This is a genomic window from Thauera mechernichensis (assembly GCF_029588855.1).
Taxonomy (GTDB): Bacteria; Pseudomonadota; Gammaproteobacteria; order Burkholderiales; family Rhodocyclaceae; genus Thauera; species Thauera mechernichensis.
Genome location: NZ_JARQZE010000001.1, coordinates 449,301 through 471,303, shown reverse-complemented (window position 1 = coordinate 471,303; position 22,003 = coordinate 449,301). Strand labels below are relative to the sequence as shown.

At 65.1% G+C, this 22,003-nt stretch carries 22 protein-coding genes; 8 read left to right on the top strand and 14 right to left on the bottom strand.

All coding sequences use genetic code 11. The features are described from left to right. Positions 1-56 precede the first annotated feature (56 nt). The 6 genes from P7F68_RS02290 (at position 57) to P7F68_RS02265 (ending at position 2,788) form a co-directional block, all read left to right on the top strand. Positions 57-617: a MotA/TolQ/ExbB proton channel family protein gene (locus P7F68_RS02290; protein WP_002929626.1), complete on the top strand. Its 561-nt coding sequence runs from the start codon at positions 57-59 to the stop codon at positions 615-617. After that, a complete protein-coding gene (locus P7F68_RS02285) occupies positions 614-925 on the top strand; it encodes a DUF2149 domain-containing protein (RefSeq protein ID WP_002929629.1) in 312 nt (103 codons plus the stop codon). The genes P7F68_RS02290 and P7F68_RS02285 overlap by 4 nt, the downstream gene beginning before the upstream one ends. Positions 926-1,002: 77 nt before the next feature. Beyond that, the gene (locus P7F68_RS02280; RefSeq protein WP_002929630.1) at positions 1,003-1,287 is read left to right on the top strand and encodes a hypothetical protein; all 285 of its coding nucleotides are present in this window, start codon (positions 1,003-1,005) and stop codon (positions 1,285-1,287) included. Positions 1,288-1,329: 42 nt separating this feature from the next. Further along, a complete protein-coding gene (gene rpsD / locus P7F68_RS02275) occupies positions 1,330-1,941 on the top strand; it encodes a 30S ribosomal protein S4 (protein WP_002941680.1) in 612 nt (203 codons plus the stop codon). Continuing rightward, a complete protein-coding gene (locus tag P7F68_RS02270; RefSeq protein WP_002929632.1) occupies positions 1,938-2,240 on the top strand; it encodes a hypothetical protein in 303 nt (100 codons plus the stop codon). Before rpsD ends, P7F68_RS02270 begins: the two co-directional genes overlap by 4 nt. 170 nt (positions 2,241-2,410) lie before the next feature. Beyond that, complete coding sequence (locus P7F68_RS02265; RefSeq protein ID WP_232433267.1) at positions 2,411-2,788, top strand: DUF6746 family protein; 378 nt, start codon at positions 2,411-2,413, stop codon at positions 2,786-2,788. Between the two features lie 82 nt (positions 2,789-2,870). On the opposite strand, the gene P7F68_RS02260 is transcribed toward P7F68_RS02265, so the two are convergent. The 11 genes from P7F68_RS02260 to P7F68_RS02210 form a co-directional block, all read right to left on the bottom strand. After that, positions 2,871-3,263, bottom strand: a complete 393-nt coding sequence (locus P7F68_RS02260) for a DUF6746 family protein (RefSeq protein ID WP_051018824.1) — start codon at positions 3,261-3,263, stop codon at positions 2,871-2,873. Between the two features lie 62 nt (positions 3,264-3,325). After that, positions 3,326-4,570 carry a sulfite reductase subunit alpha gene (locus tag P7F68_RS02255; RefSeq protein ID WP_277830318.1) on the bottom strand — a complete coding sequence of 415 codons (1,245 nt, stop codon included), beginning with the start codon at positions 4,568-4,570 and terminating at the stop codon, positions 3,326-3,328. Between the two features lie 184 nt (positions 4,571-4,754). Next, positions 4,755-5,585, bottom strand: coding sequence for a DUF4198 domain-containing protein (locus P7F68_RS02250; protein ID WP_277830316.1), 831 nt, complete (start codon positions 5,583-5,585; stop codon positions 4,755-4,757). A 50-nt stretch (positions 5,586-5,635) separates the two neighbouring features. Continuing rightward, on the bottom strand, positions 5,636-6,160 hold the full coding sequence (locus P7F68_RS02245) for a DUF2271 domain-containing protein (RefSeq protein ID WP_277830314.1): 525 nt from the start codon (positions 6,158-6,160) through the stop codon (positions 5,636-5,638). A gap of 24 nt (positions 6,161-6,184) precedes the next feature. Beyond that, positions 6,185-6,847 (bottom strand): PepSY-associated TM helix domain-containing protein, encoded by a 663-nt coding sequence (locus P7F68_RS02240; RefSeq protein ID WP_277830312.1) that lies wholly within the window; start codon positions 6,845-6,847, stop codon positions 6,185-6,187. A gap of 56 nt (positions 6,848-6,903) precedes the next feature. Next, positions 6,904-9,099, bottom strand: a complete 2,196-nt coding sequence (locus P7F68_RS02235; RefSeq protein ID WP_277830310.1) for a TonB-dependent receptor domain-containing protein — start codon at positions 9,097-9,099, stop codon at positions 6,904-6,906. A 188-nt stretch (positions 9,100-9,287) separates the two neighbouring features. Beyond that, positions 9,288-10,463: a DUF1513 domain-containing protein gene (locus tag P7F68_RS02230; RefSeq protein WP_277830308.1), complete on the bottom strand. Its 1,176-nt coding sequence runs from the start codon at positions 10,461-10,463 to the stop codon at positions 9,288-9,290. 86 nt (positions 10,464-10,549) lie between these two features. Further along, on the bottom strand, positions 10,550-12,877 hold the full coding sequence (locus P7F68_RS02225; protein WP_277830306.1) for a TonB-dependent receptor: 2,328 nt from the start codon (positions 12,875-12,877) through the stop codon (positions 10,550-10,552). Between the two features lie 351 nt (positions 12,878-13,228). Continuing rightward, positions 13,229-14,602, bottom strand: a complete 1,374-nt coding sequence (locus P7F68_RS02220; RefSeq protein WP_277830304.1) for an efflux transporter outer membrane subunit — start codon at positions 14,600-14,602, stop codon at positions 13,229-13,231. Positions 14,603-14,673: 71 nt separating this feature from the next. Continuing rightward, entirely contained in the window at positions 14,674-16,653 is a 1,980-nt protein-coding gene (locus P7F68_RS02215) for a MacB family efflux pump subunit (protein ID WP_277830302.1), read from the bottom strand. Then, the gene (locus tag P7F68_RS02210; RefSeq protein ID WP_277830300.1) at positions 16,650-17,948 is read right to left on the bottom strand and encodes an efflux RND transporter periplasmic adaptor subunit; all 1,299 of its coding nucleotides are present in this window, start codon (positions 17,946-17,948) and stop codon (positions 16,650-16,652) included. The genes P7F68_RS02215 and P7F68_RS02210 overlap by 4 nt, the downstream gene beginning before the upstream one ends. Positions 17,949-18,243: 295 nt before the next feature. On the opposite strand from P7F68_RS02210, the gene P7F68_RS02205 reads away from it, so the two are divergent. Together P7F68_RS02205 and P7F68_RS02200 are read left to right on the top strand one after the other, a co-directional pair. Beyond that, entirely contained in the window at positions 18,244-19,242 is a 999-nt protein-coding gene (locus tag P7F68_RS02205; RefSeq protein WP_002929657.1) for a cytochrome-c peroxidase, read from the top strand. A 178-nt stretch (positions 19,243-19,420) separates the two neighbouring features. Continuing rightward, positions 19,421-19,837 carry a Fur family transcriptional regulator gene (locus tag P7F68_RS02200; protein ID WP_002929658.1) on the top strand — a complete coding sequence of 139 codons (417 nt, stop codon included), beginning with the start codon at positions 19,421-19,423 and terminating at the stop codon, positions 19,835-19,837. A gap of 96 nt (positions 19,838-19,933) precedes the next feature. Here the strand turns inward: P7F68_RS02200 and P7F68_RS02195 are convergent, their stop codons facing one another. Genes P7F68_RS02195 through P7F68_RS02185 form a run of 3 tightly spaced genes read right to left on the bottom strand, consistent with a single transcriptional unit; the run spans position 19,934 to position 21,925 of the window. Next, positions 19,934-20,350, bottom strand: coding sequence for an ExbD/TolR family protein (locus P7F68_RS02195; protein WP_002929659.1), 417 nt, complete (start codon positions 20,348-20,350; stop codon positions 19,934-19,936). After that, a complete protein-coding gene (locus P7F68_RS02190) occupies positions 20,350-21,120 on the bottom strand; it encodes a MotA/TolQ/ExbB proton channel family protein (protein ID WP_002929660.1) in 771 nt (256 codons plus the stop codon). The genes P7F68_RS02195 and P7F68_RS02190 overlap by 1 nt, the downstream gene beginning before the upstream one ends. Before the next feature lies 1 nt (position 21,121). After that, entirely contained in the window at positions 21,122-21,925 is an 804-nt protein-coding gene (locus P7F68_RS02185) for an energy transducer TonB (protein WP_277830291.1), read from the bottom strand. Between the last annotated feature and the right edge of the window lie 78 nt (positions 21,926-22,003).

Genomic DNA, 22,003 nt, shown 5'->3' with positions numbered 1-22,003 from the left:
GCCCCGGCACATTCACGACCACTACCACCAACCCATTCACCTTCCAAGGAGGACACATGTCCCTTTCCCAACTGATCGAAACCGCCATGTACGGACTCAGTCAGCTCTTCATGCTGCCTGTGCTGCTGCTCGTGACCGTGCTGTTCTTCTACGCCTTCCACGCCCTCGGCCGCTTCCTCATGCAGGCGCGCCAGCGCCGTCGCGGCGACCCGCGTGCGCAGGAACTCCATGCCGCGCTGCGCCTGGATCCCAGCCTGGGGGTGACCGATCTGGAAGCAATCGCCGTGCACCGGCTCGAGACCCTGCGCATCGCCACCCGCGTCGGGCCGATGCTCGGCCTGGTCGCAACCATGATCCCCATGGGGCCGGCCTTGATGGCACTCTCCGATGGGCAACTCCAGGAGGTCAGCCGCAACCTGATGATCGCCTTCTCAGCGGTGATCCTCGCGCTGATCGCCTCTGCGATTACCTACTGGGTCGTCAGCGTGCGCCGCCGCTGGCTGGCGACCGAGCTGGCCGATATCGAGAAGCGGGGCTGCCGCGCTGCTGCGCACGAACAGGGCGGTGCGCCATACGATGATCCGCTCGCCCCGCTGGCCGCGGAGGGTGTGCAATGAGCCTGCGCCTGATGGACGACCTCGAGGCCGACGACCCCATCCTGTCGGTGGTCAATCTGATCGACGTGTTCCTGGTGATCATCGCCGCGCTGTTGCTGGCGATCGCAAGCAACCCGATGAACCCTTTCACAACCGATGACGTCACCATCATCAGGAACCCCGGGCAGCCGAACATGGAGATGATCGTCAAGAAGGGCGAGGTCATCGAGCATTACCAGGCCAGTGGCGAGATCGGCTCGGGAGAGGGCGCCAAGGCTGGGGTCGCCTACCGCATGAAGGATGGCTCCTTCGTCTATGTTCCGGAGTAGTCCATCAAGGGCAAGAAAGGCTTGACTTTCTGCGGATAGTAATAATAATGAGAACTGTTCTCAGAAAGGAGTTCGTCATGTCTCTTCAGGTCTCGACCGAACAGCTCAGGCTGATCTCCGGCCTCATCTCACACGTGGCCCGCTACCTGGACAGTGGCTGTCCTCGTGCGGCGCACGAGGCGGGCATGTTGCTGCGCGAGCTCGACGCGCGTCCGATCGACCAGGAGCTGAACCGCTCATGCGAACAACTCGAACAGGCCATCGCGAACAGCCAGCCGCCCCGAGCGCTGCGTTCCAGCGCAGTCGCACGCGACGCGGTCTCGATTTCGAAGCTGCCTCAATCGCACTTTTCGCACGCCTGAGGCGTGCTGCACAGACTCACGGAACAACAGAAGGAGAACGACTTGTCACGTTATACCGGCCCCCGCCTGAAGGTGATGCGCGCACTGGGCTGCGAGCTTCCCGGCCTGTCGCGCAAGCCGCTGGGGGAACGCAACTACCCGCCAGGCCAGCACGGCCAGCGCCCAAAGCGCAAGTCGGAGTTCGGCTCGCAACTGATCGAGAAGCAGAAGCTGCGTTTCAACTATGGCCTGGGCGAGCGCCAGATCCAGCGCCTGTTCCGTGAAGCCAAGCGCGACAAGGCGCCCACGGGCGAGAAGCTGCTCGAACTGCTCGAGCGCCGCCTGGATAATTTCGTGTTCCGCGCCGGCTTTGCGCCGACCGCCGTCGCCGCTCGGCAGCTGGTGCGGCACAAGCATGTCCTGCTCAATGGCCGGTTGGTGAACATCCCGTCGATCCGCATTCGTCCGGGTGACCGCATCACGCTCACCGAGCGTGCACGCAAGATTCCGGTGGTCGTCGAGGCGCTCGCCGAGCCGGCGCTCAGCCGTCCCGAATGGCTGGCGTTCGACGAGGCCTCGCTGAGCGCGCAGGTCATGCGGACGCCTTCGGCCGACGAGGTGCCGTTCCCGGTCGAGGTGCAGCAAGTCGTCGAATACTACGCGGTGCGCCTGTGACTCCCGAGCGCCGTGCCGCGGAACCCTTGGCGCACACCGGGTGTGCAGAGGGGCCGGATTACGGTCACTCGCCCGACCTCGCGCTCGCCGCGGTCCTGCAGTTGCTGTCGCGTTTCCCGGCGCGGCGCTCGCCCGCAGTGGCGCGTGCCATCGCCGCACACCTGGCGCTCATCGGTGGCGACACGCGCATGCCCGAAAGCGTGCGCGAGTGCGCCGCAAGGCTGGTGTCCGACTGGCGCGCCTATGAGGTGCTGGGCGAGTCGTGGAGCGCAGCCGAGTGTCCGGGACACCTGCAATAATGGCCCGCACGGCGACAAGCTGACACCACGGAGTATTTCATGAGCAAGAAGTGCTGCAGGAAAGACAAGCCCTGCAAAGGCTGCCCTCGCAAGGGCAAGTGAAATCCGTTCGAACGTCTTCGCGTAGCCATGGCCACGCGAAGAGTGCATTTACTCAGAAGGGCAACACCATGAAAAAAATGATCCTCGCTGCTGTTCTCACCCTCGGTACGCTGGCGACCCCGGCGTGGGCATCCGGCCCGGGGGAGAAGTACGCACACTTCGAAGCCAAGCCGTCAGAGACCCTTGACCAGGCAGTCGCGAACTTTTCGGAATACAACACCAAGCTGCAGGCCATCCTCGACGGCGCCGTCAGCGACGGCGACATGGCCGACGTGCACCAGCTGACCTATACGCTGGAGACTGCGCTTGCCAAGATGAACGAGGAGATGGGCAAGCTTGCCGAGACGCTCGAGGAAGTGCATCAGGCGTCCGAGAAGCTCGACCGCGAGGGCGTCATCAAGCATGGCAAGGCCTACCTGGAGACTTCGCGCAAGGTCGTGAAGTAGCTTTGCGCCAAGCACCGTCCTCAACTGAAGAGGGGGGTGCTTGCAGCTTTGCGCGAGACTCGTTGTTCGTCAAACGTGATGATCAGGGTGAGACGATCTTGTCGATCCCTTCCAGATATGCCGTGCCGAAGTCGATGACCGCATCGCGCTTGAGCCCCTCGCTCGCGAAGTGCATGTCAGCGACGGTGTTGTGTAATTGCTTGACCTCTTCGGCGATACGCGCCAGCGAATCCTCAAGTGTGTAGCTAAGGCTGTGGATATCGTGAATGTCGTATTCGCCGACCTCGCCGGCCAGCAGTGCTCTGAGCTTTGCATTGGCTTCGCGCAGGTTGGCCATGGTCTGTGCGATGGATTCGGCCTGTTGCGCCTGATAGTGCGAGACCCTGTTCGCCGGCGCAGCGTCATTGGCGAGGGCAGCGGATGAGACAACGGTCAGGGCGCCGAGGGTGATTGAGGCCAGTGTTTGCTTGATCATGCTTGGTGTTTCCAGAACGGGGTTGATGAAGAAGGAAGGCGGGGCGATGCCTTGATGCGGCATCAGTAAATGTCGCGGCGGTAGCGGCCCTCGAGGGCCAGTTGCGCGATGGTGTCGGCGCCGAGGATTGTCCGCAGGGCCTCATCCACGGCCGGGCCCATGCCCACCGCGTTGCCGCAGACGTAGATCGCGGCGCCGCCACTCACCCATTCGCGTACCGTGTCCGCAGCACGCAATAGCCGGTCCTGCACGTATTCGCGTGCCGGCAGGTCGCGCGAAAACACGCGATCGCAACGCGCGAGCAGGTCGCGGCCCTGTAGATCGTCGAGTTCGGAACCGTGAAAGTCGTCGCAGGCGGCGTTGCGTTCGCCGAAGACCAGCCAATTGCGGCCGTCGCCGTTGCGTGCGCGCTGGCGCAGGTGGGCTAGCAGTCCCGCAAGTCCAGTGCCGTTGCCAATCAGTAGCAGTGGGCGTGAGCTGTTGTCACCGATGCGGAAGTTCTGATGGCTGCGGATGCGTCCGCGTACCATCGTGCCGACCGCGTCCGGTGCTGTGAGGCGCGAGGACATGACGCCCGGCTTCGAGTCGGCGCCGATCACGCGGCGCACGAGCAGATGTACAGCCCCATCCTCCGGCAGGGAGGCGATCGAGTAGTCTCGCGGGTAAGCATCGCCATCAGCTGGGTAGAGCTGCAGCAAGTCGCCGGCCTCCCAGTTCGGTGCCTCGGCGCTTGCATCGTCGGCGAGCGCCTCGAGTTCGACATGATGGACGGCGGCCCCCGCACTTCCCGGATTGAGCAGCGTGCTGCGACGGATCCGCCAGGGGCGGGTTGCCGGCAACCGGAGCGCATCCAGTTCGGCAATGCCGACAAAGGCCGCCAGCTGATGGCGCCAGGCCCGCAGCGCCTCTGTGTTGGCGCGATCCACCTCGATACGCGGAAAGATACGCCGAGCGCCACGGCTTTCCAGCCAAGCGTCGAGCCTGCGGCCGAAGCCGCAATAGTGGTTGTAGCTGCGATCGCCCAGTGCCAGCAGGCCATACTGCAGGTCAAGCGGGAGTTCTGCCGTTTCGTCCCCGGCGGTCTCGCGCATCAGGGTGTCGGCGAAGCGGGCAGCGTTGTCGGGCGCATCACCCTCGCCGCAGGTGCTGACGATGAACAGGGCCGATGAAAAGGACTCGAGCAGACGTTCGTCGATCTGGTCCAGCGCGAGCAAGGTCGCCTGCGCCCCCGCGCTACCCAGTGCCTGAACGGCCTCGTCGGCAAGTTCGGCAGCAAAGCCGCTTTGGCTGGCGTAGGCGATAAGCACGCCATCGGCAGCTGTGGCCGTTACTGTTCTGCCTGCAAGCCGGCGATACTGACGCCAGCTTTGCAGGCAGAGCACCGCATATGCGGCAAGGACCCCAGCTGCGGCGCCTAGGCGGGGCAGCTCGAGCGCGATCATCCCTTGTGCAGTCCGCTCGTGAGTTGCCGAACCGGGCTCGTGCCAAGCTTCATTGCGCGAGCACTTCCAGTGTCGCAACGTAGGAAAGGCGTCGCTCGGTGTTCTGCATGGTATCGCTTTGGCCGTCGACCGTCGTCTTCAGGTAATACATTCCCGGTGCAGGCCAGGTGTGAGTGATCCTGCCTTGTGCATCGGTCACCAGCTTCTGTTTTTCCAGCTGGTCGCGATAGCGCGTGCTGCCGGCCATGATCTCGACCTCGATGTTCGCTGCAGGCTTACCGTCGATGACGAAAGCGAGCGTTGCCGGGTCGCCGGCATAGAGATCATTCGGGTGGGTCACGGGCAGCAACTCGAGACCGCGTCCGCTTGGCTTGAGCTCGCTTGGACGTCCCACCGTGATGAAGGTCTCGATGCGGCTGTTGCCCTCGCGGATGACAAGCTCTTCGGCATTGGCCGGAACGCTGGCAGCCAGATCCTCGTGACTGCCGCGCCAGCGCTTGGTCTCACCATTTTCTTTCCAGCTCGCCATGAGGCTCGCATTGACCAGTGCGATACGATAGGTGCCAGCGGCCTGCAGGTTGGCGTCGAAAACGGTACGCAACTGGCCCTGAAGGAGGTTCTCCGGCTGCACGGTGCTGCCGTCCGGTGCGCTGATGACGAGGTTGTCGCGGACCATCATCGGACGGTAGTTGAAAAAGAACAGGTCGTTGGAGACCGCGCCGTCGATCGTGACGTAGCCCGTGCTCGACAGTACCGTTGAAGAGGGCAGCAGCCAGGCCTCGTGCGCATGCGCAAGCGGTGCGCTCAGGGTGGCCGGCAGGACTGCGAGCGACAGACTCAGGCGTGCGAGTCGGTGGCGGAGGGCGTTCTTGAGTGACATCAGGGGCCTCGTGACGTTATGCATGGGTTGGTGGCGCGGGGGCAAGGTGCTCAGGGCTTGAGCTGCACTACGACCGACGTGATCTCATGCTCGCCGTGCGCTTCGGTGCGAGTGGCTACAGTGGGTGGCCATGTCAGTGGCAGCGTGATCACTTCTCGGCCGCCGTGTTCGCGCGATGCTTCCACCACCAGGCGGTAATCGCCTGCCGCAAGCGTGCCCAGAGGTTCTTGGCCAGTGGTGAAGCTCAGGGTGTGCTTGCCCGGCTGGCGCGTGGCGCTGGTGATGCCGTCGATCGGCACTTCGAGCTCGCGGCCGCTGCGCCGCCACCACAGCCGCATGTCCTTGAGCCATTTCGCGCCTTCGCCGTTGCGCATCTTGACGTCGTACCAGACGGCTAGATTGGCGGCGACGCTATTGTCCGGGCGCTCGATCCAGGCGGCGACGTAGGGACGGCGGTAGTCCGACACATCGATGCGCGGCAGTTCGATCTCGACGTCGATTCCCCCAGCAGTTGCGAAAGTGGCCAGGCCGGTGCCGAAGGCGAGGGCAGCGGCCATGATCAGGGGCTTGTGCATTTCAGCTCCAGTAGGTTGGGCAGGTCAATGAATGAACAACAGGGCCAGCAGTACGGGCAGCACCACGCCGAAACCGACCGTTGGCCACACCGCCGGCCGGTTGGCTGCATGCGCTTGCAGGATCAGCAGTCCGGTGAGCGAGAACAGCACGCAGGCCACAGCGAAGATGTCGATGAACCAGCGCCAGGCTTCGCCCGTGTTGCGACCCTTGTGAAGGTCGTTGAGCCAGGCGATCCAGCCGCGATCGGTAAGTTCGTACTCGGCCTCGCCGGCCTCGAGGTCCAGGCGCAACCAGGCATCGCCACCGGGGCGGGGCAGGGCGAGATAAATCTCCCCCTCGGACCACTCGGCTGCGCCGCTGGGCAGACGCACGTCGAGTGCGTGTCCGACCCAGGCCACTGCATCCGCCGGCAGCGACTGCCCTGCGGACGGCGGATTGGCGGCGACCAGTCGCAAGGTTTCGACCAGTGCCGTGGGCATGGCCTCCACCCGCGTCTCGATGCGTGGCTTCGACTCTATCGCGCCGGCATGGTTGAGCGTGATGCCGGTGATGGCAAACATCAGCATCCCGAACAGGGAAACGGCGGAGCTGATCCAGTGCCACTGGTGGAGGGCGCGTAGCCACCACGCTCGACGCTGGGCTGGCGACGACCTAGACGGATGGGCTGTTGCGGTTGTGTCGTGCATTGGCGTTGCCGTGAGCGGGAGAGGCGGTGTTGCGCCTCTCCCGTGGTGCTGCGGACTCAGAAGTCGATGGTCGCGGAGACCCACAGCGTCCTTCCGCTCGGCACGGTACCCTTGGTTGCCTGCATGGAGCTGAAGTAGTCCCCCGTCACGACGGGGTTGCCGGCCGTGTTTGTGTAGACCTGGGTGTTGCGGAAGTCCTTGTCGAACAGGTTGAAGATGTTGGCGTTGAGCGTCACACCCTTCGAGTACTTGTAGCTGCCGCCCAGATGGAACAGGGTGTAGTCCTTGATGTACTCGCCCGTCACCGCGTATTCACGCAGTGAGTTGCCGGTCAGGAAGCGCGGATCCTTGTCGAAGCGGCGGCTCTTGCCTCGGTACTCGCCACGCAGCCAAAGGTTGAGCTTGTCCGTGGCGGACCATTGCAGCTGGGTGTTTGCCATGTGTTCGGCCGTGTCGCTGAGCTTGCCGACCTTCTCTCCGTCCTGGATCAGCTCGCTGTCTGTCCAGGTGTAGTTCATGCTGAGTGCCCATCGCGCTGCCAGCGCAATGCGGCCGTTGAGCTCGACGCCCCATGTCTTCGCCTTGTCCTGGTTGAGGGCGTAGGTTGCGGTTGGGTTGGCTGCGCAACTGGAAATGGGGTCGATGGCGCAGTCACCGGCGCCGCTGACGATCTTGTCGCGGATGTCGTTCCTGAACACGGTGATGCCGGCACTGCTGCCGTGCCGATTGTCATACAGGAAACCGACTTCCGTGCTGACGCTCTTCTCCGGCTGGAGGTTCGGGTTGCCGATATTGATGGTCAGGCCCTGGCCGCTGATGCCATTGACGCCATCGATGAGCTGGTTCACGTTGGGCGCCTTGAAACCGGTGCTGACCCCACCCTTGACCGTCCAGCTGTCGCTGGCGGTCCATACGAGATAGGCGCGTGGGCTCAACTGGTTGCCGAAACGTTCGTGGTCATCGTGACGCAGGCCAAAGGTCGCCACCAGCGACTGGGTGATGCTCCATTCGTCTTCCGCAAACAGCGACCACATGGTCTGGTCGTGGCGTTTGCGGAGCAATCCGTCCTCGAGCTCGGCCTTCCACCACTGCCCGCCAACAGTCAGTACGTTGGCCTCGCCGAGTGCGGTCACCAGCTTGGTATCGAACAAGGTGTTCGTGGTTTCGAGTTTGCGATCCTTGCCGATGTCGGGACTGCCTGCACTTCGTGCGTCGGTCGGGATGGTACGTCCTTGGGTCTCCACGACGGTGCGCGTCAAACTGGATTCAAGTACGCCGAAATCCAGCCGGCTGGTGTGGCCGATCGCGATCTGATCCTGATTGAAGCGGAGGTAGTCACGGTAGCCGAAGGACTGCGCGACGGTCGCTCCTGTGGCGCAGTTGAGGCGGTCGAGACGGCCGAGACGGCAGTCATCGTTGTTGTACCAGGTCCGGTTCTGCTCCAGGTCCAGCCAGATGTCGTTGTCCTTGTCTGGGGTAAGCATGAAGCGGGCCCCGAGGTTGTACTGTCGGCTCTGCGGCGTTGCCGGGTCGCGACCACCCGCGGCGCCCAGAGCGGCTGCGGGACGCAACCTTTCGGCCTCTCCCCGGCGGTAGATGCTGCCACGCACTGCCACACCCAGCACATCGTGCTGGATGGGGCCATTGGCGTAGATGTTCAGGCGCTGGGCGTCGGAGTCGCCACCGTCCTGCGGCAGCCCCATCTCCACGCCCACGGTACCGTTCCAGGTCTGAGCAACCTTGCGGGTGATGATGTTGACGACACCGCCCATGGCATCGGCGCCGTAAAGGGTTGCCATGGGGCCACGGATCACCTCGATGCGTTCGATGGCGGAGAGTGGTGGCATGAAGCTGGTAAGCGCATCGCCGAAGCCGTTGGGTGCGACGTCAGCGGCCACGCTCTGGCGCCGACCATCGATCAGGATGAGGGTGTACTCCGAGGGCAAGCCGCGAATGCTGATGTTCAGGCCGCCGGTCTTGCCCGTTGCGCCGCGGACGTCGACCCCTTCGATATCGCTCAGGGCTTCGGCCAGGTCACGGAATTGCTTGCTTTCCAGGGTCTCGCGCGTCACGACCGAGATGGATGCGGGGGCTGTTCGCACCTCCTGCTCGAAGCCGGAGGCAGAAACGACCACTGCGCCGAGTTGGCGTGCCTCCTGAGCAGCAGTCGGGAGGGACAAGGCGAGCAGTAATGCGGCTGAACATGGGCGCAGCGCTGGAATGCGCGCGCGCTGATTGTTGGCGTAGGCCATCGAGGTGAATTCCTTTGAGTGGGTTGCATGCAGGAGGCTTGGCTGGCTTCCTGCGCGCACGGCCTCAAGGGGGTGCACAGGTGGCTGGCTACATGTAATCGATAATGATAACTGATATCATTTGTAAGAATCAAGTTGTTACTGCTTTGCCCTGCCCTTGAGCAGGGCTCGCCCGCCACCTGCCGTCGTCAGGCCTCCGAGAGCAGGATCCAGTGGTTGTCCAGTGCCATTGGTTCGGGCCAGGGCAGCAGATTTGCTTGTGCGCTCGGGTGCCAGCGGGCCAGTCCGTAGGCGGTCGACACCAGGACGCCTCCGCCGTCGGCGGGGCCATGCCAGCCGCTGAGGGCGTAGGATGCCTTGAGCTGTACGATGGGTCGCATGCGCTCGGGCAGCCCGGGATGCCACAGGTTGGTCACGTCGGCCTGGTGGCTGGAGAGTGCGAAACCGTCATGGAGTGCCGGGGCGATGTCGCCGGCGTAGCCGATACCATCGTTCTCCTGGGTGGGGATGCTCAGGTGCTCGCCATCGAACACGGCCAGGATTGGCGCGCGACGGCGGTCGGCCTCGAGGTCGTGCTCAGCCTGCATTGCGATCCCGAGCAGGGCGTCGCCTTCCTGCGGCGGTCGGCTCCACGCCATGTGACGCAGGCTAAGCCGCGGGTCGTCGACACGCCACTGGCCGAGCAGGGCACCGTTGGCAGTGTCGATGCGCACCAGCGACGCGTCCATGCGATGGATATCGAACTTCTTGTCCTCCAAGCTGCGCGGGATGCCGCCATTGGCGACGAAGAGGTGACCCTGGGCGTCGAGCAGCAACTGGTGCGGGTCGAGGCCATGGGTGTCCCATTCTGCAAGCTTGCGCAGGCTGCGGCGGTCGCGCACGCCAATCTTGCCCTTGCCGCTGCTGAAGTCGGTTTCGGTGGTGTACAGGTGTTCGCCGTTGGCCGAGACGATGACATGGCCGCCAAGGCGGCACATGCCTTCTTTCTGAACGTCGAGCTGCTGGACGACATTGCCCTGTGCGTCGCAGCGTAGCAGCCAGGTGCCGGGGCGTGCGCTGCAGACCAGCAGTCCGCCGTCGGGCTCCGCCATCAGGCCGTGTGGCCGGCTCGGCAGAGCCAGCTTGTAGCCGAAACCGAGCGTGCGTGCTTCCCAGTCCGCAACCAGGGTGCCGGCGAAGTTCTGGTCGTCCGCGCGCGGCCCACGCCAGGCTGCACCCACGACCGCGCGGGCGCCTTCCGGTGCGGCCAGGGCCCAGCGTGGCAGCGCGGTGCCGGCGATGCCAGCCGTGAGCGCCTGCAGTGCGCGGCGACGGGAAATACGAATGGATCGAGGTGCAGGGTGCGATGGTGCTTCGGTGTGCATGAACGGCTCCGCAGGCTTGCCTGTTGAACGGGAACGGCCGGGCGGCGCAGTGACGCGTCGCCCGGCCGGATGAAACACTACGAGGTTCAGAAATCGTAGTTCAGGGTCACGCGGGCATTGCGTGCGTCACCCTTGTAAAGGAAGGAGCCCGACTGGTAGGCCGCCGTGTAGTAGTCCTTGTTGGTCACGTTGCCGACATTCAGGCGCACATCCATGTTCTTGTTGATGCGGTAGTTGGCGAACAAGTCGAGTACCGTGTAGGCGGGAATCGGCTGCGTGTACTGCCCAGTCGTTGCGTTGAAACTGGCTGCGGTGTCCGGCTGGCCGGCGTACTTCTCGCTCTCGTACTTGGCTGCGCCGCCGAACGAGAACTTGTCCGTCGCCTGGTACTTGAGCTGGACGTGGGCGCTGGTGTCGGCGAAGTTGCTGAGCGTCTTGCCGACGCGGGACGGCGTGGCCGATTTCAGCACCTCGGCCTCCATGATCGCGATACCGGCCTGTGCGGTCAGCTTGTCGGTGATCATGCCGGTGAGGCCGAGTTCGATGCCGCGGACGCGGTTTTCGGACGAATTGAAGGTGCCGGTTGCCGTGTAGCCGTTGCCTTCCATGACGTCGGTCTTGGTGATCTGGAATACGGCAGCGGTTGCCAGCAGCTTCTCGCCCATCAGGTTCCACTTCGTGCCGAGCTCGATAAGTTCGGTCTTCTCGGGCTTGGCCGCGCCCGGGATGAAGCCGCCGTAGCCGGCATTGGTGCCAACGTCCGACTCGCCGCCGTTGATGTCGCTAGCGGTGGAGTAGCTGGCATACACATTGGCGTCCGGACGGAACTTGTAGGTCAGGCCGATGTGGCCGTTCCACAGCGAGTCAGTCAGGTTATATGGCGTGCGCGCCAGAGTCGTCGTGTTCTGGATCGTCTGGCTGTAGTCGTAGCGGTCCCAGCGCAGGCCGGCAAAGGCGGTCCACTTGTCATTGAGGTCGACCGTGTCCATGAGCGATAGCGAGACGGTCTTGACGTTCCAGTCCTGGTCCCACGGGCCGCGCGTGATGCTGCGGTTCATCAGCGTATTGACGCCATTGACGGTGCTGCCGTCCGAGTTGGTGACGCACCAGTTGTTGTTGGTCGTCGAGGTATTGCCGGTGATGCAGTTCTGCCCCGAATTGGCGATGCGATAGACGCCGTTGAGCACCTTGTGGTCCGAATACTCGAGGCCGAAGATGAATTCGTGCTTGAGCCCGCCGATGACGCGGTCCAGGTGCAGGTTGGTCTGGTTGACGAAGTAGTCGACCTCTTGCCAGCCCTGGTGCGTGCTGAGCGAGATCGTCGAAGCCCCGGCGCGGGGGTCATTGGCGCCGAAGGTGGCAGCGCGCGCGCCGGTGACGACATAGCCGTTGTCGGCCATGCCCAGGCGGGTGAGGTTCGTGATGCGGGTGTCCTGGTCGAACTTGTAGCGCACGCGGGCGGTGAAGGTGTCGACATCGGAACTCAGGAAGTCCTGCTGCTGGGCGTACACCGGTACGTTCTTCGCTGGCTTGCGGTTGGGCACGGTGCCTTGCAGGAAGCTGCCCATGTCGGGGTTGTCCTCCGCGCGCATCCCGTAGTAATCGAGCGTGAGGTCGAGTTTGTCGGTGGGCGTCCAGAAGCCCGACAGTGCAACGCCCTTGCGGTCGCGGTCGGTCGGGGCGCGGTCGGGTACTTCCTGGTAGCCGTAGAGCAGGTTGGCACGCAGGGCGAAGTCCTCGGTCACAACCTGGTTGGTGTCCAGCGTAAGGCGGGTGTACTTGTCGGTGCCGAACCCGGTCGACAGGCGGGTGTAGGTGTAGTCGGTGGTGGCCTGCTTGGTGACCGAGTTCACCGCGCCGCCGGAGGTGCCGCGGCCGGCAAAGCTCGAGTTGGGGCCCTTGGAGATCTCGACCTGCTCGGTGGCGAAGCTTTCGCGGATCGTCATGCCGGGGTCGCGCAGACCGTCCACGAAGACGTCGCTGCGTGCCTCCTGGCCGCGGATGATGTAGCGGTCGCCGAAGGCGTTGCCGTTCTCGCCTGTGCCCAGCGTGATGCCGGGCTGGGCGTCGAGAATCTCGCGCAGGTCGGTGTAGCCGGAGTCCTCGATCTGTGCCTTGGTCAGGACCTGGATGTTCTGTGCCGTCTCGGCGAGCGGGCGCTTGTGGCGTTCGTCACCCGAGTACTTGGCCTTGTAGGGGACGCCTGGTTCCGCGTTGGGGTTTGCTTCGAGCGCAGTATCGACGACACGTACGGTCTGCAGGCTGGCCTCTTCGGCGTTCGCCTGCGCTTGTGCTTGAGCGAGAGCGCTTGCCGGTGCCAGCATGAAGCTGGACAGGCCGACGGCGATTGCGGTGACGATGGGACGTTTGCGCAGCGAGTTAGGGCGCAAGGCCTGCGATTGCTTCAATGACATCGGGTCTTCCTGATCACGGTTGGTCGATACATCCGGGGGTGATCAGCCCGTGCTTGGTGGTTCGGCAGAGCGTGCTCCAGGCAACAGGATGCTGCCCCCGCCTGCCGCGTCGGGGGCGCTAGGGGGGGCTGCATCGTGTTGCGACGGGAGACGTGCGGATCTCCAGGTCAAGCTGACTCGGGCTGGCTTGGCTGGCTGATCCGCACGGGCGGAGTGGCTGGCTGGCTTAGGCGATACCCGCCGCGACGTGCAGACGCGGGCCTGCAGCGGGTATCACGATCTGCTGTTGCAGATGCTTACCATTCTCGGTCTATGGGCGTGCCATGTCAATAAGACTGCGAACAATTCGTATTAAGGGGCTGCATTGCGCCATCCGCCTCCCAGTGCTCTGTACATGCCGACCGCATTGCTCAGGCGCGCCAGCTGCAGTTGGGCGAGCTGGTCCTGGGCTGAGAACAGGGTCCGCTGGGCGTCGAGCACGGTGAGCAGGCCGTCGGCGCCTTCGCGGTAACGCAGCTCGGCCAGGCGCAGGCTGCGCTCGGCCTCGGCGAGGATCTCGCGCTGGACAGCTTCCTGGTTGGCATCGCGTGCACTGTCCGCGAGGGCATCCTCCACTTCCTTGAGGGCGACGAGAAGGGTGCGGCGGTGGGTTTCGAGCAGCTCGCGCTGGCGTGAGCGCTGCAGTTCGACCTCGGTGCGCAGGCGGCCGCCATCGAAGATCTTCTGCACCACGCTAGCCGAAAGCGACAGCGTGCGTGTGGTGTCGGCGAGCGAGAGCAGGGCGGCGCTGCCGATGCCTGCGCCTGCCGACAGACTGATGCTGGGCAGCAGGGCGGCGCGCGCCGCGGCGATGTTGGCGGCCGCGGCCTCGAGCCGAGCTTCGCTGGCGGCGATGTCCGGGCGGCGCAGTAGCAGGTCCGAGGGCAGGCCGGCGCTGACATGTGGCACGTGCAGGGAATGCAGCCGTACGTCGGCCGCGACGCTGGCTTGCGGACTGCGTCCGAGCAGGATGGCAAGCGCGCTGCGCGTCTGGCGCAGCTGCACTTCCAGCGGTTCGATCGCCTTGCGCTGGTTGAGTACGGTGCTGCGCTGCTGGCTCAACTCCAGCGCGGAGGCCGCGCCGTTGTCGTAGCGGGCCTGCACGACACGCAAGACGCGCTCGGCGATGTCGAGGTTCCGGCGCGCGATGTCGATGCGCTCCTGCAGCGCGAGCACCTGGAACCAGGTGGTGGCCACGCTCGCACTCATCGACAGGCGGGCGGCATCGTAGTCATGGCGGGTGGCGACCAGGCTGGCGCGGCTGGCATCGGCCCCGGCGGCGATGCGGCCCCAGAGATCGAGTTCGTAGCTGGCGCCGAGGCTCAGGTCGGTGGAGCCGGACTCCCTGCCGTCGACGTTGCGTGTGCCGCTGCCGCCGCTCAGGTTGAGCGCCGGAAAGAGCGAGGCGCCGGCCTGGCGCAGCGCAAGTTCGGCCTGCACGACGCGCTCGGCCTGGATGCGCAGGTCGGGGGCGGCGGACATCGCCTCGGTAATGAGCGCATCCAGCTCGGGAGCACCGAAGTCATGCCACCAGTCGGTGGCGACAGCGTCGCCGCTTTCGGTAGCGCGCTCCGACCATGCACTCGGTACGGAGAGCGTCGGGCGGGCGATCGGTTCGGTGATCGCGCAACCGGTCGCGAGCAGGGTGGCAATGAGGGGAAGAAGGCTGCGTCGGGTGGGCTGCATGGGGGCGCTAACGGGGTTGGCCGCAGGCTGGCCTGCGGTGTCGAGGCGGGAGTGCGTAAGGCGGCGAGGGTTCATTCGGAAGCGAGGGCGACGACCGGATCCAGGCGGGCTGCCTTGCGTGCAGGCAGGTAGCCGAAGATCAGGCCGGTCAGGAAGGCGCAGCTGAAGGCGAGTACGACCGGCGTCAACGAATATTGCACAGCGGTGCCGAAGCGCTCGATGATCGCCGCGCTGCCCAGGCCCACTGCCACGCCGATCAGCCCGCCGACGGCGGACACCACCAGCGCCTCGATCAGGAACTGCTGCAGGATGTTCTTCATGCGTGCGCCGGTGGCCATGCGGATGCCGATCTCGCGTGTGCGCTCGGTGACCGACACCAGCATGATGTTCATGACACCGATGCCGCCCACCAGCAACGAAATCGCCGCCACCGTACCGAGCAAGATGGTGAGCGTGTTCTGCGTCTCGGACACGGTGTCGATCACCGAGGCCATGTTGCGGATCTGGAAGTCCTCGACGCCGTGCCGCGCGAGCAGCAGGGCGTGCACATCGGCCTGCGATTCGTCGATGCGCGAGACGTCCTCCACGGCGACGGTCACGTTGCGCAAGAAGCGCTGGCCTGTGATGCGCAGGCTGCCCGTGGTGTAGGGCACGAAGACGATGTCGTCCTGGTCCTGCCCCCATGGCGTGGCGCCCTTGGGCGACATCACGCCGACGACCTGGAAGGGGATGTTGTTGACCAGCACGAACTCGCCTACCGCGTTGCCCGCCGGGAACAAGGCATTGGCGACGGTCTGCCCGAGTACGGCCACGGTGGCGTAGCGGGCCTCGTCCTCGGCACTGAAGAAGGTGCCGCTGGCCGGTACCCAGGTGCGCGCGACCACGTAGTCGGCCGAGGTGCCGTTGACGCTGGTGCGGTGGTCGACGTTGCCGGCGCGGATGGTTATGGTGCCGCCCTGCTCTGGGACCGAGGCAAGGATGTTGGGCAGTTCGGCGATCGCCTGCACGTCCTCGATCACCAGCGTCGCCGGGGCGTCGCGGCCGCGCGTGTTGGGCGCGCCGGGACGCACGGTAAGCAGATTGGTGCCCATCGCGCTGACCTGGTCGATCACCTTCTGTTTGGCGCCGTCGCCGATTGCCAGCATGGCGATCACCGAAGCCACGCCGATGACGATGCCGAGCAAGGTGAGGATGGCGCGGAACAGGTTGGCGCGCAGTGCGCGCAGCGCGGTGCGGGTGGCCTCGACGACGTCCGACAGCGGTGACGTGCGGTCCACATGGGGGGCGAAGTCGGGCTCCTCGCTCTGCGGCGGGTGCGGACCGGGGTCACCGACGATGCGTCCGTCGCGGATCTCGATGATGCGGCTCGCTTGCTCGGCGACCTCGCGCTCGTGGGTGATCAGGATGATGGTGTGGCCGGCGGCTGACAGCTCGCGCAGCAGCTTCATCACCTCGGCGCCGCTCTTGCTGTCGAGGGCGCCGGTGGGCTCGTCGGCAAGTATGATGCGGCCGCCGTTCATCAGCGCGCGTGCAATCGACACGCGCTGCTGCTGGCCGCCGGAGAGCTGGCTGGGGCGGTGGTGGATGCGCTCGCCCAGGCCGAGCGTGGCGAGCAGCGACTCGGCACGGGCGTGGCGCTCCTCAGGCGGCATGCCCGAATACACCGCCGGCACCTCGACGTTGTCGCGCGCGCTGGCGCCGCCGATCAGGTTGTAGCTCTGGAACACGAAGCCGAAGGCCTCGCGGCGCAGGCGTGCGAGCGCGTCGCGGTCGAAGCCGGCGACGTCCTCGCCCATGAAGCGATAGGTGCCGCTACTGGGTCGATCGAGGCAGCCGAGGATGTTCATCAGCGTCGACTTGCCCGAGCCCGACGCGCCGACGATGGCGACGAACTCGCCGGGGAAGATCTCGAGGTCGATACCGTGCAGCACCTGTGTCTCGACCTCGCCGGTGACGAAGCTGCGCGTAACCCCAGAGAGTGCGATCAGTGGTGTCGTGGCGGTCGCGGGCAAGGGGGCCGATGCCGGCGGTGGGAGCTGTTCGACTTTCATAGCCGCGGCGTCATCGGCGGACGGTTGCCTGCGGCAGCGCCGCTCACGATGCCCGCGACCACGCGCTCGCCCTCTCGTACGCCGCTCAGCACCTGAGCCTGGACACGGTTGGTGACGCCGATCTCGACGCTGCGTTCCTCAAGCGTGCCGCGCTCGCCGACGACCCTCAGCGTACGCGTACCCGCCATGGAGGCCGAGTCGCGGGCGCCTGGTCGCCGCCCCTGGCCGTCAGCGCGGGCGTTGCCAGGCGTGGCGCCGGGTGCCGTCGACGTGCTTGCACTGCCGGGCTGCGGCGTGCGCACTGCGCCCTGCGAGAGCGCTGCCATCGGGATCAGCAGCGCATCCTTGGCCTGTGCAACGACGAAGAAGACCTGGGCGGTCATCTGCGTCATCAGTTTGCCGTCGGGGTTGGGCACGTCGAAGAGCGCGTTGTAGAGCACGACATTGTTGGTCACCGTCGGCGTTGGCTCGATCTTCTCCAGCCTTCCGTACCAGCGCTTGCCGGCGCCGCCCAAGGTAGTGAAGTAGGCCTCCATGCCGAGCTTGAGGCGACTGATGTCGGCCTCGGAGACCTGGGTCTGAACCGTCATCGTGCTCAGGTCGGCGATGCGCATCACGACCGGCGCCTGCTGGTTGGTATTGAGGGTCTGGCCCTGGCGTGCGGTGATCGAGACCACCGTTCCGGCCATCGGCGACAGGATGCGGGCGTACTGGAGGTTGGCTTCGTCCGCGCGCAGGGTGGATTCGATCTGTTCGATCTGCGCCCGCAAGGCCTCGAGCTGGGCCTCGGCCGATTTCGCCGAGGCCTCGGCGGTCTGCAGGTTTTCCTGGGTGCTCGCGTCTTCGGCCATCAATGCACGTTGTCGGCGCAGCTGGATGTGGGCGAGCGCGAGCTGAGCCTCGCGGTCCTTCAGCTGGGCGCGCAGGTTGCGCAACTGTGCGCGTGACGCATCGACCCGTGCGAGGTAGACCGTCGGGTCGATCTGAGCGAGCAGATCGCCCTCCTTGACCTCGCTGCCGACCTCGACGTGGATCCTCTCGAGCTGACCTGAAACCTGTGCCCCCACATCCACGTAATCGCGCGGTTGCAGGGTCCCGGTGGCGGTGACCACGTCCTCGACCGTGCCGCGCTGGACGGTTGCGAGCTGGTATTGCGCGAGCGGATCGCGCTCGCCGAAAAGCTTTGGCCAGGCGAGCCATGCGCCGACGACAAGTGCTGCGGAGATCGTGAGCGCCGCCAGGACGGTACGGCGACCGGTTGTGCGGGGCTTGGGAAGAGCGTTGGAGTTCTGCATTGCGAGTCTTGGCAGTTGGCGACAGCGCACGGGAACGAGCGTGTCAGGACGTTTGCAGCATAACGGAGCGGCCACAGCGTCTTTGTATCGGATTGAAGCCCGTGCAGGCTGAACCGACCTATGGACGCCGACTTGGTTCATCGGAAGAAAGCTTGACTAAAGTCAAGATCGGGTACGTCAGCCAGGCGTCTAATGGGCGCCAATATCTGGACGCCGTCTAAAAGACAACAAGCCCGATGGTTTGTTATCCCGGGTTCCAGCGAACGGTTCGAATGGCAAGTCAAGGAGAAGCAAGATGTTCAAGCTGAAGACGATGAGTGTGGCGGTGGCGATGATGGTTGCGGGCAGCGCATGGGCTGCAACGGTCCGTGATGAGCCGATCCAGCCGATCCAACCCGCCAAGGTCGAGAACCCCGCCAAGGTCGAACTGGGCAAGAAGCTGTGGTTCGAACCCCGCCTGTCGATGTCCGGCATCATCTCCTGCAATACCTGTCACAACCTGTCGCGCGGTGGTACCGACAACCTCAAGACCTCGATCGGCCATGGTTGGAAGGCAGGTCCGGTGAACTCGCCGACCGTTCTCAACTCCAGCCTTGCCATCGCCCAGTTCTGGGACGGTCGTGCCGCAAACCTGCAGGAGCAGGCTGGTGGCCCGATCCAGGCCGATGTCGAGATGAACATGCCGCATACGCTGGCGCTCGACGTGCTGCAGTCGATTCCGGGCTACGTTGCCGAGTTCAAGGGTGTGTTCGGCAAGGAACAGATCGACATGGACATGGTGACCAGTGCGATCGCGGCCTTCGAGGAGACCCTCGTCACGCCGAACTCGCGCTTCGACAAGTGGCTCAAGGGCGACGACAAGGCGCTCGACGCCAAGGAACTCGCCGGCTACACGCTGTTCAAGGAAAGCGGCTGCGTGGCTTGCCACAACGGTCCTGCTGCCGGTGGTACCTCGTTCCAGCGCATGGGCCTGGTTGAGCCGTACCAGTCGACTTCGCCGGCCGAAGGGCGCTCGGCAGTCACTGGGGTTGATGCGGACCGCTTCAACTTCAAGGTGCCGACGCTGCGCAACGTCGAAATGACCTACCCCTACTTCCATGACGGTGAAGCTGCCACGCTGGAGCAGGCGGTGGATATCATGGGCCGCCTGCAGCTCGGACGCACCTATAGTGACGACGAAATCGGCAAGATCGTCGCCTTCCTGAAGACGATGACCGGTGACCAGCCGCAACTCACCATGCCGATCCTGCCGCCGTCGAGCAACGCAACGCCGCGTCCGGATCCCTTCAAGTAAGCGTGGGAGAGGGCTCTGGCAGCCAGTGCTGTGTGACTGGCTGCCGATTGCTTCGCAGGCGTGCGTGCCGCAGGGTACGTACGCCTGTTGACGTTTACCCGGGAAGCCGTTCACGATTCCATCGTCAATGAATTTGCTGCATAGCACGCTTTTTTGCGCGCCATGCCCTGGATAGCCCATGAACGCATACACCACCGACGATGCCATCGCCTGCCTGCGCAAGGCCGGTGTCCCCGTCACCCAGCAGCGGATCGAGATTGCACGCGTGCTGTTTTCGGCACCGGTGCACATGTCGGCCGACCAGATATGGGCCACTGTCAAGGCCACTGCGCCCGATGTTTCGCGCGCCACGGTGTACAACACCTTGCGGCTGTTCACCGAGAAGCACCTCGTACGCGAATTGTTCGTTGATCCGCAGCGCATCGTGTACGACTCCACCACCACGCCGCATTTTCACCTCTACAACATGGATACCGGCGAGGTGCGCGACCTCGCCGCCGACGAGATCGAGGTGATCGGCGCGCCGCGCCTGCCAGCTGGCGTGGAGCTGGAAGAGGTTGATGTCATCGTCAGGGTGCGCAACCGCAGCGCTTGAGCGCAACGCGGCCGCTTGCTTCAGAAAAACCGGGGGCGCTGCAGCAATGCAGCGCCCCCGGTTTCGTTGTGCGGGGCTGCTCGCCCCGCACGGTCCTCAATGCTCCGGCAGGGTCACGAAGCCCATTTTCTCGACGCCAGCGCTGCGCGCCTTCGACATCACGTCGGCGATCGACTCATAGCGCGTATTGCGGTCGGCACGCAGATGCAGTTCGGGCTGCGGAGTCTGCGCTGCTGTGGCAGCCAGACGCTCGGGCAGGGTGAGCGGGTCGATCTCGTCGTTGTTCCAGAAGATGCGTCCTTCGCCATCGAGCGAAAGCGCCACGGTCTCGGGCTTCTGATCGGTCGGTGCGCTCGACGCCTGCGGCAGATCGATCTTGACCGAGTGCGTCAGCAAGGGCGCGGTGATCATGAACACGATCAGCAGCACGAGCATGACGTCGATGAGCGGGACCATGTTGATCTCGCTCTGCAGCGGACGGTTGTCCCCCTGGCTGAATCCGCCGAAGGCCATCATGCAGCTCCGTGGTTCGGTGCCGGGTTCAGGCTCGAGGCGCGTGAGGCCGCCTCGGGCTGGCCTTGGCGGGCGCTCACCGCGGCGATGCGCGAGCCGGTCGAGAAGGCGGCATGGAGGTCGTGGGCGAAGGCGTCGAGCTCGGACAGCTCCACCCGGTTCGCACGCGTGATGGCGTTATAGGCGAGCACTGCCGGGATCGCAACGAACAGGCCGAAGGCGGTCATGATGAGCGCTTCGCCGACCGGGCCGGCAACCTTGTCCAGGGTGGCCATGCCGGAGGCGCTGATGTTGACGAGTGCGTGGTAGATACCCCACACGGTGCCGAACAGGCCGATGAAGGGTGCGGTCGAGCCGATAGAGGCGAGCACCGTGAGCCCTGCCTCGAGCGCTGCTGTCGATAGTGCGATCGACTTGCGCAGCGCGCGCGTGATCACCTCGTCGGCATCGAGCGTGCCGCCCAGCGTCTCCTTGTGCGTATGGCGGCGGACGTGCTGGGCAGCCGCGGCGCCCTGTTCGGCGAGGGCCTCGAACGGGGAGCCCGGGGCCTGCTCGTTGAGGCGCTTGAGACCCGCTTCGAGATTGGGCGCGGCCCAGAACGCCTCGATCGCACCGCCGTGGCGGCGTGCGCGCATCTGGCGCAGTGCGCGGACCACGATCAGGTACCAGCTGGTGATCGACATCAGCAGCAGGATCAGGCCCACAGCGCGGATGATGAGGTCGGATTGCGCCCACAGGTGGGCGAGGCCGAAGGCCTGCGAACTGTCCATATCAGTTTCCTTTGAGTTTGAAGACGACGGGCACCAGGACCCAGGATTCGATCTTGCGGCCACCCTGGCGGGCAGGCTCGAAGGTCCATCGTGCAACCTGTTCGCGTGCGGCACGGTCGAGCCGGTCCGAGCCCGAACTGGTGCGGATCTCGACCTGACTCGCCTTGCCATCCGGCTGCACCAGTACGCGCAGGGTTACCTGGCCTTCTTCGCGCAGGCGACGCGATGCCATCGGATAAGCCGGTGGCGGGTTGTTCAGGTAGGCGGCATCGAAGCGGGCGGCCGTCACCGGTGCTGCCGCCGCCGATGCGGCTGCGGGCGCTGCTGCCGGAGCGGGCGGTGGCGCCTGCGACTCGGCCACTGCGGCCTGTGCGGGCGCAGGCGGTGCCGGAGGCGCTTCTTCAGGCGCGCTGAGTGCGGTGGGTGACTCTGTGACCGTCTGCGGGGGCGGGCGCTTGACCACCGGCTTGGGCGGGGGCGGCTTCTTGACCACGGGCGGGGGGGGTTCCGGTTCGCGGACCACCGGCTTGGGCGGCTCTGGAGGCGGCTCGACGGGCAAGACCTCTGGGGCTGGTACGGGCTCGGGCGCAGGAGCGGGCGCCGGCGGCGTCTCCGCGGCCGGCTTCGGCAAGGGGTCGCCGGCGATCAGCGACACCTGGATCGGGACGACCTCGGGGGGAATCACCGGGTCCTGCGACAGATAGGCCAGCGCCGCAAGGCCGCCGAGGTGAAGCCCCGTGATGAGCGTGGCCAGCGCGAGGCGCCCAGGCGCGCCTACCGAAGTTGGCTGGATGCGTTGTCCCACTGCCCGCGTTGCCAGAACGGACTGAGGCTGTGCTGGCGTGTCGAAGTCTGGCACTGGGGATAGGTGCGGAAAGGGCGC

What these genes read in the sequence shown, in the direction of transcription:
- P7F68_RS02245 (WP_277830314.1), bottom strand. Translation starts at nt 6,160, where the DNA reads ATGCACAAGCCCCTGATCATGGCCGCTGCCCTCGCCTTCGGCACCGGC.
- P7F68_RS02210 (WP_277830300.1), bottom strand. Translation starts at nt 17,948, where the DNA reads ATGCAGAACTCCAACGCTCTTCCCAAGCCCCGCACAACCGGTCGCCGT.
- P7F68_RS02220 (WP_277830304.1), bottom strand. Translation starts at nt 14,602, where the DNA reads ATGCAGCCCACCCGACGCAGCCTTCTTCCCCTCATTGCCACCCTGCTC.
- P7F68_RS02215 (WP_277830302.1), bottom strand. Translation starts at nt 16,653, where the DNA reads ATGAAAGTCGAACAGCTCCCACCGCCGGCATCGGCCCCCTTGCCCGCG.
- P7F68_RS02225 (WP_277830306.1), bottom strand. Translation starts at nt 12,877, where the DNA reads ATGTCATTGAAGCAATCGCAGGCCTTGCGCCCTAACTCGCTGCGCAAA.
- P7F68_RS02240 (WP_277830312.1), bottom strand. Translation starts at nt 6,847, where the DNA reads ATGCACGACACAACCGCAACAGCCCATCCGTCTAGGTCGTCGCCAGCC.
- P7F68_RS02280 (WP_002929630.1), top strand. Translation starts at nt 1,003, where the DNA reads ATGTCTCTTCAGGTCTCGACCGAACAGCTCAGGCTGATCTCCGGCCTC.
- P7F68_RS02290 (WP_002929626.1), top strand. Translation starts at nt 57, where the DNA reads ATGTCCCTTTCCCAACTGATCGAAACCGCCATGTACGGACTCAGTCAG.
- P7F68_RS02235 (WP_277830310.1), bottom strand. Translation starts at nt 9,099, where the DNA reads ATGGCCTACGCCAACAATCAGCGCGCGCGCATTCCAGCGCTGCGCCCA.
- P7F68_RS02265 (WP_232433267.1), top strand. Translation starts at nt 2,411, where the DNA reads ATGAAAAAAATGATCCTCGCTGCTGTTCTCACCCTCGGTACGCTGGCG.
- P7F68_RS02205 (WP_002929657.1), top strand. Translation starts at nt 18,244, where the DNA reads ATGTTCAAGCTGAAGACGATGAGTGTGGCGGTGGCGATGATGGTTGCG.
- P7F68_RS02250 (WP_277830316.1), bottom strand. Translation starts at nt 5,585, where the DNA reads ATGTCACTCAAGAACGCCCTCCGCCACCGACTCGCACGCCTGAGTCTG.
- P7F68_RS02260 (WP_051018824.1), bottom strand. Translation starts at nt 3,263, where the DNA reads ATGATCAAGCAAACACTGGCCTCAATCACCCTCGGCGCCCTGACCGTT.
- P7F68_RS02190 (WP_002929660.1), bottom strand. Translation starts at nt 21,120, where the DNA reads ATGGACAGTTCGCAGGCCTTCGGCCTCGCCCACCTGTGGGCGCAATCC.
- P7F68_RS02195 (WP_002929659.1), bottom strand. Translation starts at nt 20,350, where the DNA reads ATGGCCTTCGGCGGATTCAGCCAGGGGGACAACCGTCCGCTGCAGAGC.
- P7F68_RS02285 (WP_002929629.1), top strand. Translation starts at nt 614, where the DNA reads ATGAGCCTGCGCCTGATGGACGACCTCGAGGCCGACGACCCCATCCTG.
- P7F68_RS02230 (WP_277830308.1), bottom strand. Translation starts at nt 10,463, where the DNA reads ATGCACACCGAAGCACCATCGCACCCTGCACCTCGATCCATTCGTATT.
- P7F68_RS02200 (WP_002929658.1), top strand. Translation starts at nt 19,421, where the DNA reads ATGAACGCATACACCACCGACGATGCCATCGCCTGCCTGCGCAAGGCC.